Genomic DNA, 14,426 nt, shown 5'->3' with positions numbered 1-14,426 from the left:
AAAAAACCCCCTCTGCCAAGTTGAAACAATTGATTTAGAGCAAAAGTTTTTGCTCAGTGATATGATTGCGAAAAAATAGTGTCTAAAACGAAGACGAAATATGCAAAGTACTGCACAAAAAGCCGCCTTGCCTGTGATTACCCTTGCAGCGCTTGGGGTGGTATTTGGGGACATTGGCACCAGTCCATTGTACGCCCTTCGACAATGTTTCCTGACTGCGCATCTCGCTATTACTGAAGCATCAGTCCTTGGAATTTTGTCACTGATTTTTTGGTGCATCATGCTGACGATCAGTTTCAAATACGTCACCATCATTATGCGTGCAGATAACAATGGTGAAGGCGGGATTATGTCATTACTGGCATTGAACCTGCGTACCACACGTATTGCTGACAACAAGAAAATTTATCTGATTGCATTGGGTTTTATCGGTGCTTCGTTATTTTTTGGCGATGGCATTATTACTCCTGCTATTTCTGTGTTATCGGCAATTGAAGGTTTAAGTATTGCAACACCGATGTTTAACCAATGGCTCATGCCTTTGGCCATTGGAATTTTAACTGGTCTGTTTATTATTCAGCGGCATGGTACCGCCACCATGGGCAAATTCTTTGGCCCTTTAACCCTGGCGTGGTTTTTATCCATTGGTGCCGTGGGTATATGGAGCATTATTCAGACCCCATTTGTATTGACCATGATCAGTCCACACTGGGCGTTTAATTTTGTGGTGCATCAGCCCTATGTGGCTTTCCTGACCATGGGAGCGGTGATTCTGACCATGACCGGTGGGGAAGCGCTCTATGCGGATATGGGGCATTTTGGCCGCTTACCGATTCGTCTGGCCTGGTTCATTATTGTCCTGCCTTGTCTGCTTTTGAACTACGCAGGACAAGGGGCATTATTACTGCGTAACCCGGATGCGATTGCAAATCCGTTCTATATGCTGGTTCCCGGCTGGGCATTATACCCGATGATTGGCCTGGCAACCGCGGCAGCAGTGATTGCCTCGCAAGCCGTGATCACTGGCGTTTTTTCCATGACCAATCAGGCCATTCAGTTGCGCTACCTACCCCGCTTAACCGTGCATCACACCTCGGATGTTGAACAGGGACAAATTTATTTGCCGTTCATTAACTGGGTGCTGTTTATCTCTGTGGTCATCTTGATTTTATTATTTGAGAACAGTGCCAATCTGGCCAGTGCTTATGGCGTTGCTGTCACCATGACCATGCTCTGCGGTACCATTTTAATTTCATTCCTGGCCTATGGTTTTTGGCGTTGGCCGGTATGGAAAGTGTTGTTGTTTGCCGTGCCATTCCTGTTGATTGATTTGATCTTTGTGGCCTCAACCTCATTGAAAATCATTTCTGGAGGATGGGTGCCAATTCTGATCGGCGCTGCGGTATATACCATTCTGATGACCTGGAAAGCCGGGCGGGAAATCTTACTGGCGCGTTTGGAAAAAGATGCCTTGCCGATCGATCTGTTTATCAAAAGTATAGGCATGAGTGCTGAAACACAATTTGTTCCAGGAGCAGCCGTATTCCTGACCGGAACCCCGAATATTGTGCCGCATGCCATGTTGCATAATATTAAGCATAATAAGGTTCTGCACGAACTCAATATTATGGTCACCGTGAATACGCGTGATATTCCTTATGTGGCACAGGAAGAACGCAGTAAAATTGAAAAACTGGATAACCGTTTCTATCGTATTTCACTGTATTACGGTTTTAAAGATCAACCTAACATTCCTGAAGCGCTAGAACAGGCTTATCAGGAGCTGGGTTTTGAATTTGACATGATGCAAATGAGCTTCTTTATTTCCCGTGATCGACTAATTCATACGGTGGGCGAGGGCTTGTCGCCATGGCGTGAAAAGCTGTTTATTTCGATGCAGCGCAATACCAGTCCGGTGAGTGATTTTTATCAAATTCCACCCAATCGTGTCGTTGAGCTGGGCAGCCAGATCGAAATTTAGATCAAATTTGATAGGCAATAAAAAACCAAGGTGGAAAAGCCTTGGTTTTTTATTTGGAGGATGAAAGCCTGAAAAAGAGTGTGATTAGTTCTCTGTTGCTTCAGTCACTGGCGCTTCAGGAGATGCATTGACTGGTGCATCTGTAGCATCGGTTTCAGGAGCTGCCTGTACTGCGTCAGTTGGCTGTGTAGCTTCAGGTGTTGCTGCAAAGGCTTCTTGGGGTGCATTCGCTTCAGTAGTGTCTGCCGGTACTAAAGCAGCAGATTGATTGGTTACATCTGCTTGAGGCATATTCGCTGCATTCACTTGTCGTGCATCAGCAGGAGACTCACTGACTGGTGCAGCTGCGATCTCTTGACCAGCACCTTGCTCTGCCTGTTGTGCTGCCAATTCGGTATTTGGTTGCATTGGATCTACATTTTCAGGTGCAGCCTGAGCGGTTTGCTCGGTAGCAGGTGCATTTGCCTGTTCTATAGTTGGGTCAACGGCCTGTGCCGCGGTATTCATCTCAGTACCTTGAGCTGCAGTTGCATCTGAAGCGGAGGTGGTTTGCGCTTCGGTTTCAGATGCAGCTTGGGTGGCCTCAGCATTTTGTGCTGTGGTATTGAGCTCGGCAGTTTGTGGAGCGGCTTGGGCTGCAGTGGTATCCGCAGCAGCATTGCTTTGCAATTCGGTTTCAGCACCAGCTGGGTTAGGTTCAGCAGCAACTTGGCCTGCATCAACAATACGGATTTGACCGCTGGCCACTAAATCTTGAATGGAACCGGCTTGACCATTGACCGTAGTGTTAACTTTGACTTGAGATAGACTTTCTAAAGTATCACCCGGTTGAATGGCGGGTTCTGCGAATGCCGTTGCACTCATCATTCCTGTAACTAGACTCAAACCTAAAAGCTTAAAATGCATAAAATACTCCGTAGAAATAATTATCTAGAATTTTTGCGTATTTTTACCTTGTCATAAGCATGATCGGTTTTTCAATCAAACATACGTAAAGCTATTAAGACTTGTTAGAAAAGCTTTAGAAAATTAGACATACTGTTACAACAACTGTGCTTTTGTTAACCAATTTCAGCCTAAATGTTAAGCAAATAAATTTTGCTACATATACTTCATTTTCCCTGCTTGTTAAGCTCGTGAAAAATGGGTGTTGGTCTAACAATGGCAATTAAGAAACGTAAAACTGGTCAATCTTTGATGCAAATTTTAAATCAGAATAGTTTAAAAATTATTTTGGGCGTAGTCGCGACCAGCAGTTTTGCAATTGCCTTTGGACAGGAAAAAATTCAACAGCTGGTCTCCTTACCCTCTTCATCAAACTCGGCTTGTCTGGACCAGTTTTATCGTGATATTCCGCCTTATTTGGCCAAAGAAAGCCTGAATAAAAATACCTATCCGCTGTGTTTTAACGGTTTTAATGTGATGTACTCGGGGGTATCCAAAACCCCGTTATGGGTAGCTGAAGCCTTGACTCCGCAGCGCTTGAGCCAAAAAATTCCACGTGAAGACAGCTTCCATGAAGAAAGCAGCGTAAAAGCGGAACATCGGGCAACCCTGTCAGATTACAAAGCATCAGGCTATGACCGCGGGCACATGGCACCGAATGCCGATATGCCAAATAAAGCGGCGCAGTTTGACAGCTTCTCATTGGCCAACATGGTGCCACAGGCACCGAAGAATAATCAGCAGGTGTGGCGAGAGTTAGAAGAGGCGACTCGTGCCATTGTGACCAAGCAAAAGCAGGATGTTTATCTTGTTACTGGTCCGGTATATTCGGCTAAAAAGCTAAAGATGATTGGTAAGGGCGTGATTGTTCCAACAGCGACCTACAAAGCCATCTACATACCTAAAACCGGGGCGGCAGGTGTCTACTATGCCGACAATACCCTCAAGGATACTGCACCAAAAGTACAGGTGATCAGTATATGTGCTTTGGAAGATCTCACTGGAATTAATATTTTCCCGCAGTTAACCGAAGACCAAAAGCGCAATACTTATAATTTGCCATTAACCGCAACGGCTGTGAAAGCCAATAAACAGATCACTTATTCACATTGGGATGCAGAAAGCCAATGTGCTGAGGAAGTGAGTACCGATCAGCTGACTGCTTTGCAAAAACAGTTTAAATCTTCATCGGTTAGCCCAAATTCTTCAACTCAAGCAGCATCGGGTGAGAGCAAGAACAGTACGCCTACTATCGACCCAAATACCCAAGATGCGATTGTTAAACAATTGATTGAAGGACTTTTACAGTACATTTTGCAGTTGTTGAAATAAGCTTTTTTTAGGTAGGATGATGGTAATCATCCTACTTTTTAAATAACAACAACGATCAGTGAGAATACAATGTTCAAGCCTTTTGTAAATGGTAACGAATCGCACGCTATTCACGACTTAACCTTAGAAAACCAAGAAGACTGTGTCAGTATTTATGGCAATTTGCAGCTTACCAAAGATCAGACCGGTTTAGAGGCCGCTAAAGCCTTGCAGAATTATGTCAATGCCGTGGTCAGTGCTTTGGAAAATGAACCCAATCTTCCGGAAAAAATTGATCGTCAAGATCAACAGGAAATTGAAAATCCATTCTTATAAGCAGCATTCATGTTCCATGTGGAACATAAAAAAGCTCACTGATGTGAGCTTTTTTATGATTAGAATTTTTAGTCTTTTTCAGGGGCAACCACTTTATAAATGAGTGCACCCAGAATTGCACCAAAAATAGGGGCTACCCAGAATAACCAGAGTTGGCTTAATGCGGCAGTTTGTGCAAAAAAGGCCACACCGGTACTGCGTGCTGGGTTTACCGAGGTATTGGTCACTGGAATACTGATTAAATGAATCAGGGTTAGAGCCAGACCAATGGCAATCGGTGCAAAAGCTGCCGGTGCACGTTGATCCGTAGAACCCATAATCACAATCAGGAAAAATGCAGTCAATACAATTTCAATGATCAGTGCCGAAGTCATGGAATAGTGCCCAGGCGATAACTCGGCAAAACCATTACTGGCAAAGCCTGCTGTACCGGAAAAACCGGCCTAAACCCCTGTATGATCAGATACAATACCAGCCCAGCTAAAGACGCGCCGATCACTTGAGAAATAATATAAGGAATCAGGTGTTTGGCATCAAAACGACCACCGAACCATAAGCCTACACTCACTGCAGGGTTGAAATGACCCCTTGAAATATGACCTAAGGCATACACTCCTGTCAGGCCGAAAGCCAAGGACACACCGGCAAAGCCAATGCCCAAGTCAGGAAAGGCTGTTGCAAGTATGGCACTGCCGCAACCACCAAAGACTAACTAGAATGTTCCAACCAATTCGGCAAGGTATCTATTCATTTTATTCTCCAGATGCTGCTATTTATTTTTTTTAATCATTCAGTATATTTTATATTTATTGAGAAACTACTTGTTTCTTAATCACAATATGATGAACAGACATGACATTCACATGACCATCTGGGTCCAGCTTTATGCATATTGTTGTTGTCGCCATTGCTGCGGTGTCATGCTTGTCCACTGCTTAAACGCACGCTGGAAGACACTTTGCTCGGAATAGCCGAGCAATAAGGCAATTTCTTGCAGGTTGAGATGTCGGTCTTTTAAATATTGTTCTGCCAGCAGATGACGAACTTCCTGTATACGCTGTTGGTAAGTCGTACCTTGTTGTTGCAAATGGCGTTGCAGTTGGCGTACCGACATATGTAACTGTTTGGCAATAGGCTCGATTTGATACTGGTTTTTTTGCAGCCCGATAAGAATGGCTTGTTGCAGACGATGATCGAGTTGGGTGGAATTGGGCAGCTTATCTAATAGGGCATGGGCTTGTTGCATCAGCAAATGCTGCAAGGTCTGATCCCCTTGACGTATAGGTTTAGTCAGCTGATGAATGGGGGTAATAATTTGGGCCTTAGGCTGTGAAAACAGGACTTTGCAATTGAAGTATTGTTCATAGATGGCCACATTTTTTGGAGCTGGATGAACAAAGTGCACTTCATGTAGATGAATATCGTCAAATTCCATGAAGTGTTTAAGAAACTGAAGCATTAAGGCAATAGCAGTTTCATGGCAGACTTGGGTAATCAAATGTATGGGAATATATCCCCAGCCAATTGCCAGATATTCATCCTGTATACTGACCTCTAAGGCACTGCCGTCATAGACCAGCCGATGAAAATCATGATAACGGTATAAGGCTTCCCCCAAGGTATTGCAGGAGAGGGCAATATAGGCAATGATACCTAAATGCTTAGGCTGCACATATTCGGCAATATCCAGCCCCAATGCCGGGATCTGCAGATGTTGGTCTACCTCTGTCAATAGCTCGCGCCAAAGACTAAAGTCAAAGCGTTCCAAGTTCTGAACCTTTTCAAGTCGTTCAGAAATGGGAAGGCCCTTGGCTTGGCTGTATGCATAAAGCAAATGTCCAAGTCCACCATATACCGAGCCTGTGTATTCTTTAGAATGTGGCATATTGATCTTTTTATTGTCGTAATTGTCAATTAAATTTTATTTTATGGTCAATGTTTAGCATATTTTATAACCTATATTCAATATAAAATAGGGAGAAAATAGATATGTGGAAAGGTTTTTTGGTTGGGCTGGTGGTGGCCAATGGTTTTGAATGGGTAGCACACAAATATATTTTGCATGGCATACATCGTAGTGGAAAACCCCGCTATAGTCCTGTGCCCGACAGCATGAAATCGCATTGGGAACATCATCGCGAAGTCAGAAAAACGGCATTTCATGACCATGGCTATGTCGAAGGTCTTACCAATTGGCGCACTAAAAATGAAGTTGCATCTTTAGTGGTGGTTGCGGGCGTTTTTGGTACGCTGTTTTATCCCGTATCTAAAGGTATGGCACTGTCTACGGTATATAGTGCCTGTAATTATTATTATATTCACCGCCGTGCCCATTTAGAGCCAGAATGGGCCATGAAAAAAATTCCCTGGCATTATGATCATCATATGAATTCCAATCAGGATGCCAACTGGTGCGTGACCAAACCTTGGTTTGATTACATTCTGGGAACTCGGGTTATTTCATCGTCAGAATTGCAGGAGAAAAACCCTCTAGGAATCCAGCTTCCCCGTACAGTTTCCAAGGTGTTGAACGGCATAACTGAGCGTTATTTCCCGGCAAAATGGGTGGAAAAACAGGGTAAATGATCACTTTATTGTAAATGGATTGTCAATTTTATTGTTCAGAAAGATATCGCGATAAAATAGCCAGAAGTCACGACTGCTGAGGTTTTGTCGCAATTTGTCAATATTTTCGGCATTAATGGTCAATGTTTTTGTTACTTTTTTGTTATATATTTGTTTTCGAAATCAGGTTGGCCTAGTTAACTTGACGAGTCACTGGATATGTCATTTTATTGTTGTTAATTTCAAGAAACCGCGCTGTAGTTTTCTTGGTTTATAGGGAGTCTTCAAGACTCCTTTTTTTTATCTGCAATTTTTGTGCAGGCTTGATTTCAGAGTTCATCTATAAAAAAGTTCATCTATAAATAAAAAAGAGTGGGGAAACCACTCTTTTTGAGATTAGCAAGTCTTCATCACTTAAAGACGCATTTCAATCCCTTGTGCTGCAAGATATTGTTTTGCTTCTGGAATAGTATATTGACCAAAGTGGAAAATAGAGGCTGCAAGTACCGCATCGGCACCGCCTTTTAAAATGCCATCGGCTAAATGCTGCAAGTTACCTACACCACCAGAGGCAATGGTTGGAATGGTGACACGGTCATTAATATTACGCATTAGGGCCAGGTCATAACCGGCTTTGGTTCCATCGGCATCCATAGAGGTAATTAAAAGTTCGCCCGCGCCATACTCGGCCATTTTCACTGCCCATTCAATCGCATCAATCCCGGTCGGTTTACGGCCACCATGGGTGAAAATTTCCCATTTGTTGTCACCGGTTTTCTTGGCATCAATCGCGACCACAATACATTGGGCGCCAAAGCGTTGCGAAGCTTCCTGAACAAATTCAGGGTTAAATACCGCAGCCGAGTTGATACTGACTTTATCGGCACCGGCATTCAGCAACAGGCGGATATCTTCAACTTTACGTACCCCGCCACCTACAGTTAAAGGTACAAATACGCTTTCTGCCATGCGTTCAACGGTACGGTAAGTGGTATCGCGGCCGCTTGAGGTTGCGGTAATGTCCAGGAAGGTAATTTCATCGGCACCTTGTTCGTTATAACGGCGAGCCACTTCAACCGGGTCGCCTGCATCACGAATATCAAGGAACTGTACACCTTTCACCACTCGACCATTATCTACGTCAAGGCAAGGAATAATACGTTTAGCAAGCATAATTTTTTCCAAAAATAACAGCCGATTATGAAACTTCGCCACGAAGGTGCTACACCTTGGTAGTAGTAGCAGGTATTCTATCAAAATTATGTAAGTTTTTTCGCAGGTTTTCTATGTCGGTTTATACCACTTTGACTTTACAGGAAGTTCAGGCTTTTGCAGCACCTTATGGATTAGAGGTGATTGAGCTGATTCCGATTCAAGGAGGTATTCAGAATACAAACTATTTTTTAGTCTGTGAAAATGCAAAGCAATATGTACTGACCGTATTTGAAGAAATGGATGAGCAAGGTGCAGGCGAGCTGGTTCCGGTACTTGAGCATTTGGGTAAACAGGGTTTAGCTGTGCCAGTGCCATTAAATTATGCGGGCAAGGCCATTCATACTTTAAAAGAGAAGCCTGCGCAGATTGCGCCACGCATGCTGGGTAAACATCCCATGCCATCAACCCTAGAACAGGCACAGGCGATTGCCGTTGCTCAGGCGAAAATCCATATTGCCTTACAGGATTTCCCTTTGGAACGTGCCGAATATCGTAACCATGATTACTGGTTGCAAGTGGCTAAGGAATTAAAGCCCACTTTGAATCCGGCAGATTCTATTTTGCTTAGTGAAGTGCTGGGGTTGTATGAAGCGCTTACGGCAGTATATCCAAACCGTCCCAAAGGCTTTATTCATTCCGATTTGTTCCGTGACAATACCTTGTTTGAGGGTAGTGAATTAAAAGGTATTCTGGATTTTTACGAACTCAACAAAGATGAATTCCTGTTTGATATTGCGATTACCTTAAATGACTTCTGTACTGAATATCCCGAGGTTCATTTAAATGAAGCAAAAGCCCAAGCCTTTTTAGAAGCCTATGAAACTGTACGTCCACTGACTCAGGATGAAAAATCCTGCCTGGAAATTTATCTGGCTATGGCAGCAGCGCGTTTTTGGCTGATGCGTTTACAAGTCGCACAAAAAAATGCACAACAAGGACGTACTGGAGATGATATTCTTCAGAAAAATCCTTTGGAAATGCGCAATATGCTTGTGGAACGACTAAAATTTGTGACGGCTTGAGATAGGATATAAAAATGCGTGATCAGGGGCGATTAGTTGAATGGTTTGATGATAAAGGCTACGGCTTTATTCAGCCGAATGATGCCTCGAAAGATCGCGTGTTTTTACACATCAAGGATTTTATGCGTCAGGGGCCACGGCCGATTGTCGGTTGTGCGCTTGAATATACGGTATTGCTGGATGGTGATGGCCGTTATCGCGCCCAGCAAGTGACTTATCTTAAAGCCTCGCAAACACAAAAATTAACCAGCAAGCCGAAAAAATCTAATCAATCTGCACAGAAATTGAAACCGATGCAAATTGCCTGTGTTGGTTATATTCTGGCTTTGGTGGTATTTACCATGGCCGGATTATTAAGTGGCATGGTGTTGTTATTTATTAGCGTGATTAATGCCATAACTTACTGGATGTACGCGCAAGATAAAGAGGCGGCATTACAGGGCAGTCGTCGTGTACCTGAGCAGAGCCTGCACCTGTTATCTTTTCTGGGGGGCTGGCCGACAGCATGGCTGGCACAAGAAAAGCTGCGTCATAAAACACAAAAACAACCCTTTAGAAAGATTTATTTTTGTACTATAGCCTTAAACATACTTTTGATTTTATGGCTGATTTCTCCTTTTAATGTACTGAAGTTTTAAGGAGAACAATGACTTTATAAGGCATAACAATGAATTATTCTATTGATCAAGATCCCAACCGCACCCTCACTTTAGTCCTTTATATCCTGTATATCATTGCCATTTTTACTGGTGGCTTGCTTGCCCTGATTGCACTTGTCATTAACTATATCAAACGCAATGACGTGCGCGGTTCCATTTTTGAAAGTCACTTTAGCTGGCAAATTCGTACCTTTTGGTGGTATTTGTTCTGGAATATTATTGCCTTTATCCCCTTTATTTTCCTGTTCTTCACGGGTGAAAACATAGATGTATTTACCGGGGTAGCCTTGGGTGCGAGTGCGTTCTGTCTGGTGGTGATGGGAATTTCCTGGGTCTGGATTGTGTATCGTGCAATTCGCGGTATTATCCGCTTGAATGACAATCAGCCGATGTATCAATAAGCATGAATCTAAAAAATCAAGGTGGCAATAGCCACCTTTTTTATGCGCTATAATGGATCATCTGTTTAAATAGATGCATTGATTTAATTCTTTTATAAAAAACAGTTTACCTTTTTAATTTTTATAGCGTACTTTTTTAGTTAATATTATTTACATTTTTAATATTTTAAATTTACCTTTTTATTTTAATAAATTTACTTTTTTAATATTCATGACTTATGTTTTTAATAAAATAACTTTACATTAATGTATAGTTATTTATATAAATTTAATTTATATTTTTATTTTAAAATTGGCTGGTTTTAGATTTAAGAATAAAACCGACCACGACGACGGCGTAGTCCTAAAACATGAATTGCACGTACCAGAACGGCATATGAGACGGTATAGCCAAAACGTTGTTCAAATAATGCGACAAGGTCGCTAATATTCTGAAATTTTGTATTTTTTACAAATACTTGAAATTCATTCCAGTCTTTAATATGACTCGGTGCGCCACGGGTTTTGGCCGGTTTTGGCAGTAAATCTCCGGTTTCTTCTTCCAGCTTAATCCATGCATCTAGCGTCACACGAGAAATGTTGAATTCTTTGCATACCGCAACTTTGTAATCAGTTTTTTTATACATTTGAATGGCTGCTTTTCGAGTTTCTAAACTGTACTTTGGCATTTACTCACGCCTGAATTAAATATTTATTTTTTTATTATATGGCATAGTCGTTGCAAATGAACAAATAACTCAAATAAATAATGTTCAGGTGACAGCTGTGGAGAAAGCGCAAGTCTGTTTCAAAAAAATGTCGTTATGGCAAGTCGTCATCCTTGGTGTGGCCTATATGACCCCAATGGTGGTGTTTGACACTTTTGGCATTGTCTCGGGAATCACTGATGGTCGGGTACCGCTAGCGTATATTCTGGCTTTGCTGGCGATGTTGCTGACTGCATTTAGCTATGCACGCTTTAGCCGGAAAACTGAAAAATCGGGCTCGGCCTATACTTACACCGCAGAATCTTGCGGGGCCAAAGCTGGCTTTTTTGTGGGCTGGTGTTCCTTGCTCGACTATATTTTGCTGCCTTTAGTGAATGCCTTGCTGGCCGGGATTTATCTGGAAGCGGTTATTCCCAGCGTACCTTACTGGATGTGGGTCACGCTGTTTGCAGGACTGGTCACACTCATTAACTGTTTCCGCATTCATTTTCTTGCCAATCTCAGTCTGGTTCTTGTGGTTGCCCCTTTATTGCTGATGCTGCTATTCATCTATCTGGTCATTCGCGGTGTAGGTGAGGGACAAGGTTATGAGCATGTTCTGACTCTTGCACCGTTATTCAATGGTGACAGTTCCATTATGCCCTTGATTGCAGGTGCATCCATCCTGTGTTTTTCATTTCTGGGCTTTGATGCCGTGACTACTATGTCGCATGAAACCCGAGATCCGAAACGGACCATTCCACGTGCGGTGATGCTGACTACTCTGGCTGGCGGCATCATTTTCCTGACCGCATCCTGGTTTATTCAACTGTATTTTCCAAGCAATATCCGTTTTAACAATCCGGATGAAGCCTTGCCTGAAATCGTGCTTTATGTCGGTGGGGCGCTGTTTCAGTCGGTATTCCTGTGTGCACAAATCATGAATACCTTCGCTTCAGGTCTGGCCACACATGCCAGTGCATTACGCCTGATTCATATTATGGGACGTGATGGCATTTTCCATAAAGGCACCTTTGGGCAAGTCCACCGCAAACTAGGTACGCCTTTATATGCCGTGCTGACCATCGGTTTCATTTCATTGACTGCGATTGCCCTGGATTTGGCAACGGTGGTCAGTATGGTGAGTTTTGGTGCACTGATCGCTTTTACCGCAGTGAACTTCTCGGTCTTTATGAAGTTCTATGTACATGACAAGCAACGTAGCGGTTTCAAAAATATCGCGCTTAACCTGGTGCTGCCTTGGTTATCTGTAATGGTGATGATGGGGCTGTGGGTGAATCTGGAAATGTCGGCATTGACGTGTGGCTGCATCTGGTTAGGTTTGGGGGTACTACTGTTCATGTATAAAAAACTCAGAAAGCAAAGCATTGTCATCAGCAATGCTTACTAAGTTTGAACCCAGATCACTCAAAAATTGAATTTAAAATATGGAGAGAAACATGATGAAAATGACAAAACCTGCGTTTGTACCAGATGTTGAATTTAAAGCCAGCCGCAATGCCTTGAGCGGCAAAGAGTGGAACTGGATCAATCCTAAACATGGCGACTTCGAACATCCTGCCAATTATTATGAAAGCTCGTTAGCCGACTGGCACCAATTTTCAAGCTTGGATACAGATATTGAATGTGATGTGGTGGTGATTGGTGGGGGGTTACTGGGTGCTTCAACCGCTTTGCATTTAGCAGAACAAGGCATTGATACGGTTTTGCTGGAAAAAAACCGCATCGCTAGTGCAGCATCAGGTCGGAACGGAGGACAACTCACCCCCGGACTTGCACGCTGGGAGGCGGCAGAGATGATTGAACATTTCAGCCATGAAGATGCCAAAAAACTCTGGCACTTTACCTCAACCGAAGCGATGTCCTTAATTGACGAAATCGCTGCCAAATATGAGCTCGAATTGCAGCGTAAACGTGGACATATCACTGCTGCTGTACACGAAGGGCATCTGGTCGGTTTAACCCAAGGTGCCGATGCGCGCAAGTTTTTGGGCGAGGCCCACACTCAAGTGGTGGGCAAGCATGAGCTGAAAGAACACATTGCCTCTGACAATTATTGTGGTGGTTTGCTAGATGCTCTGGGTGGACATATTCATCCCCTGGCTTTAAACCGCGGCCTCATTTATGGTTTCTGTAAAAATGGTGGCAAGGTCTATGAGCAAACTGAAGTCACTGCAGTAGAAGAAAAGGAAGATGGTATTTATGTGACCACCACCAGTGGAGTGATTAAGGCACGTAAAAGTGTGGTGATGGGGGTGCATCATGCTTCCTTTAAGCTGCTGCAAAAGAACAATCAGACCACGATTCCGTTCTATACCTATGTGTGTACTACTGCTCCATTAGAAGTTGATTTAAAAGAATTATTGCCCACAGATGCACCGGTATATGACACACAATTCCAGATCGACTATTACCGTGGTGTATCTCAAAACCGCTTACTGTTTGGCGGTGAGGGGACAGGTTCATGCTGGAATCCTGAAAAAACCCATCAATATTTACTGGGCCGGATTCAACATGTGTTTCCGCAGTTAAAAAGTGTCGAGCTGGATTTTGTCTGGAGCGGAACCACTGACCTGACCATGAATGGCGCGGCAGATAGCCGCAAGTTTGGCAACAAATTCCCAATCTATGCGGTACAGGGCTGGAGCGGTCATGGTGTGGCGCAAACGGTACGGATCGGTAAGGCGATTGCTGATGATTTCTGTGGCAAAGCGGATGACTTCAATATGCTGACCCGTATTCATCATCAGGACATTTTATTTGGTCGTGCACTGGCACCCGTGGTGATTCCAGTGGCAAAAAGCGCCTATGGGCTGGGTGCATTGATTAATCCGGGGAAGATGGTGTCGTTTTAAATATCATTCCTTTAACAAAAATGGAGAAGGATTCTTCCTCTCCCTCTGGGAGAGGATTGAGGAGAGGGCAACATGTTCAGTAAAAATTCTAATTTCTCATTGGTTTTTTAATTGACCTCCCCTAACCCCTTTTGGAAGGAGGGGATCTGCTTTAGAGAAATATGAAGAAGAAAGTGATCCTAGACAGTATCGTGGACAATCGGTCCCTCTAAATTCTTAAAATAATTCTGTTCAAAAGCTTCTGGACTTAACCAGCCATTTGCAGAATGCCGTCTAATTCGATTGTAGTAAATCTCAATATATTCAAACAAGACAGCATTGGCTTCTTTTCGGGTAGTAAACACACTCCCGTGTACCACATGACCTTTCAATGTATGAAAGAAGCTTTCCGTCACCGCATTATCCCAGCAGTTGCCTCGTCTAGACATG

The 14,426-nt window shown here is 43.3% G+C and carries 14 protein-coding genes and 1 pseudogene; 9 read left to right on the top strand and 6 right to left on the bottom strand.

The features are described from left to right. Window positions 1–100: 100 nt before the first annotated feature. Window positions 101–1,981 carry a potassium transporter Kup gene (locus B9T26_RS06715; RefSeq protein ID WP_086198960.1) on the top strand — a complete coding sequence of 627 codons (1,881 nt, stop codon included), beginning with the start codon at window positions 101–103 and terminating at the stop codon, window positions 1,979–1,981. Between the two features lie 84 nt (window positions 1,982–2,065). Here the strand turns inward: B9T26_RS06715 and B9T26_RS15805 are convergent, their stop codons facing one another. After that, window positions 2,066–2,887 carry a hypothetical protein gene (locus B9T26_RS15805; protein ID WP_227518782.1) on the bottom strand — a complete coding sequence of 274 codons (822 nt, stop codon included), beginning with the start codon at window positions 2,885–2,887 and terminating at the stop codon, window positions 2,066–2,068. 255 nt (window positions 2,888–3,142) lie between these two features. On the opposite strand from B9T26_RS15805, the gene B9T26_RS06705 reads away from it, so the two are divergent. Next, on the top strand, window positions 3,143–4,258 hold the full coding sequence (locus B9T26_RS06705) for a DNA/RNA non-specific endonuclease (RefSeq protein WP_086198959.1): 1,116 nt from the start codon (window positions 3,143–3,145) through the stop codon (window positions 4,256–4,258). A 69-nt stretch (window positions 4,259–4,327) separates the two neighbouring features. Continuing rightward, window positions 4,328–4,573 carry a hypothetical protein gene (locus B9T26_RS06700; protein ID WP_086198958.1) on the top strand — a complete coding sequence of 82 codons (246 nt, stop codon included), beginning with the start codon at window positions 4,328–4,330 and terminating at the stop codon, window positions 4,571–4,573. A gap of 68 nt (window positions 4,574–4,641) precedes the next feature. Here B9T26_RS06700 and aqpZ read toward each other — a convergent pair. Next, window positions 4,642–5,324, bottom strand: a pseudogene (aqpZ, locus tag B9T26_RS06695) (aquaporin Z). A 132-nt stretch (window positions 5,325–5,456) separates the two neighbouring features. Beyond that, window positions 5,457–6,458 carry an AraC family transcriptional regulator gene (locus B9T26_RS06690; protein WP_086198957.1) on the bottom strand — a complete coding sequence of 334 codons (1,002 nt, stop codon included), beginning with the start codon at window positions 6,456–6,458 and terminating at the stop codon, window positions 5,457–5,459. 104 nt (window positions 6,459–6,562) lie between these two features. On the opposite strand from B9T26_RS06690, the gene B9T26_RS06685 reads away from it, so the two are divergent. Beyond that, complete coding sequence (locus B9T26_RS06685; protein WP_086198956.1) at window positions 6,563–7,159, top strand: sterol desaturase family protein; 597 nt, start codon at window positions 6,563–6,565, stop codon at window positions 7,157–7,159. Window positions 7,160–7,552: 393 nt separating this feature from the next. Here the strand turns inward: B9T26_RS06685 and hisF are convergent, their stop codons facing one another. Next, window positions 7,553–8,314 (bottom strand): imidazole glycerol phosphate synthase subunit HisF, encoded by a 762-nt coding sequence (gene hisF / locus B9T26_RS06680; RefSeq protein ID WP_319823184.1) that lies wholly within the window; start codon window positions 8,312–8,314, stop codon window positions 7,553–7,555. A gap of 110 nt (window positions 8,315–8,424) precedes the next feature. Between hisF and B9T26_RS06675 the strand changes: the two genes are divergently transcribed. From B9T26_RS06675 to B9T26_RS06665, 3 genes are read left to right on the top strand one after another with little or no spacing between them, the layout of a single operon-like run. Next, complete coding sequence (locus B9T26_RS06675) at window positions 8,425–9,375, top strand: homoserine kinase (RefSeq protein ID WP_086198954.1); 951 nt, start codon at window positions 8,425–8,427, stop codon at window positions 9,373–9,375. Between the two features lie 14 nt (window positions 9,376–9,389). After that, on the top strand, window positions 9,390–10,013 hold the full coding sequence (locus B9T26_RS06670; protein WP_086198953.1) for a DUF1294 domain-containing protein: 624 nt from the start codon (window positions 9,390–9,392) through the stop codon (window positions 10,011–10,013). Window positions 10,014–10,042: 29 nt separating this feature from the next. Further along, entirely contained in the window at window positions 10,043–10,435 is a 393-nt protein-coding gene (locus tag B9T26_RS06665) for a DUF4870 family protein (RefSeq protein ID WP_086198952.1), read from the top strand. A gap of 308 nt (window positions 10,436–10,743) precedes the next feature. On the opposite strand, the gene B9T26_RS06660 is transcribed toward B9T26_RS06665, so the two are convergent. Further along, window positions 10,744–11,103, bottom strand: coding sequence for a helix-turn-helix domain-containing protein (locus B9T26_RS06660; protein ID WP_086198951.1), 360 nt, complete (start codon window positions 11,101–11,103; stop codon window positions 10,744–10,746). A 127-nt stretch (window positions 11,104–11,230) separates the two neighbouring features. Here B9T26_RS06660 and B9T26_RS06655 point away from each other — a divergent pair, with 127 nt between their 5' ends. Further along, complete coding sequence (locus tag B9T26_RS06655; RefSeq protein WP_205666410.1) at window positions 11,231–12,532, top strand: APC family permease; 1,302 nt, start codon at window positions 11,231–11,233, stop codon at window positions 12,530–12,532. 49 nt (window positions 12,533–12,581) lie between these two features. Beyond that, entirely contained in the window at window positions 12,582–13,997 is a 1,416-nt protein-coding gene (locus B9T26_RS06650; protein ID WP_086198949.1) for an NAD(P)/FAD-dependent oxidoreductase, read from the top strand. A gap of 179 nt (window positions 13,998–14,176) precedes the next feature. On the opposite strand, the gene B9T26_RS06645 is transcribed toward B9T26_RS06650, so the two are convergent. After that, the coding region (locus B9T26_RS06645) for an IS3 family transposase (RefSeq protein WP_143222996.1) at window positions 14,177–14,426 on the bottom strand (250 nt) is incomplete at its 5' end.

The organism is Acinetobacter sp. ANC 4169, assembly GCF_002135355.1.
GTDB lineage: Bacteria > Pseudomonadota > Gammaproteobacteria > Pseudomonadales > Moraxellaceae > Acinetobacter.
The sequence above is the reverse complement of the archived record's forward strand: the minus strand, read 5'-3'. Positions and strand labels throughout refer to the sequence as shown.

What these genes read in the sequence shown, in the direction of transcription:
- B9T26_RS06675 (WP_086198954.1), top strand. Translation starts at nt 8,425, where the DNA reads ATGTCGGTTTATACCACTTTGACTTTACAGGAAGTTCAGGCTTTTGCA.
- B9T26_RS06690 (WP_086198957.1), bottom strand. Translation starts at nt 6,458, where the DNA reads ATGCCACATTCTAAAGAATACACAGGCTCGGTATATGGTGGACTTGGA.
- B9T26_RS06715 (WP_086198960.1), top strand. Translation starts at nt 101, where the DNA reads ATGCAAAGTACTGCACAAAAAGCCGCCTTGCCTGTGATTACCCTTGCA.
- B9T26_RS06660 (WP_086198951.1), bottom strand. Translation starts at nt 11,103, where the DNA reads ATGCCAAAGTACAGTTTAGAAACTCGAAAAGCAGCCATTCAAATGTAT.
- B9T26_RS15805 (WP_227518782.1), bottom strand. Translation starts at nt 2,887, where the DNA reads ATGCATTTTAAGCTTTTAGGTTTGAGTCTAGTTACAGGAATGATGAGT.
- B9T26_RS06670 (WP_086198953.1), top strand. Translation starts at nt 9,390, where the DNA reads ATGCGTGATCAGGGGCGATTAGTTGAATGGTTTGATGATAAAGGCTAC.
- B9T26_RS06665 (WP_086198952.1), top strand. Translation starts at nt 10,043, where the DNA reads ATGAATTATTCTATTGATCAAGATCCCAACCGCACCCTCACTTTAGTC.
- B9T26_RS06705 (WP_086198959.1), top strand. Translation starts at nt 3,143, where the DNA reads ATGGCAATTAAGAAACGTAAAACTGGTCAATCTTTGATGCAAATTTTA.
- B9T26_RS06685 (WP_086198956.1), top strand. Translation starts at nt 6,563, where the DNA reads ATGTGGAAAGGTTTTTTGGTTGGGCTGGTGGTGGCCAATGGTTTTGAA.
- B9T26_RS06655 (WP_205666410.1), top strand. Translation starts at nt 11,231, where the DNA reads ATGTCGTTATGGCAAGTCGTCATCCTTGGTGTGGCCTATATGACCCCA.
- B9T26_RS06700 (WP_086198958.1), top strand. Translation starts at nt 4,328, where the DNA reads ATGTTCAAGCCTTTTGTAAATGGTAACGAATCGCACGCTATTCACGAC.
- B9T26_RS06650 (WP_086198949.1), top strand. Translation starts at nt 12,582, where the DNA reads ATGATGAAAATGACAAAACCTGCGTTTGTACCAGATGTTGAATTTAAA.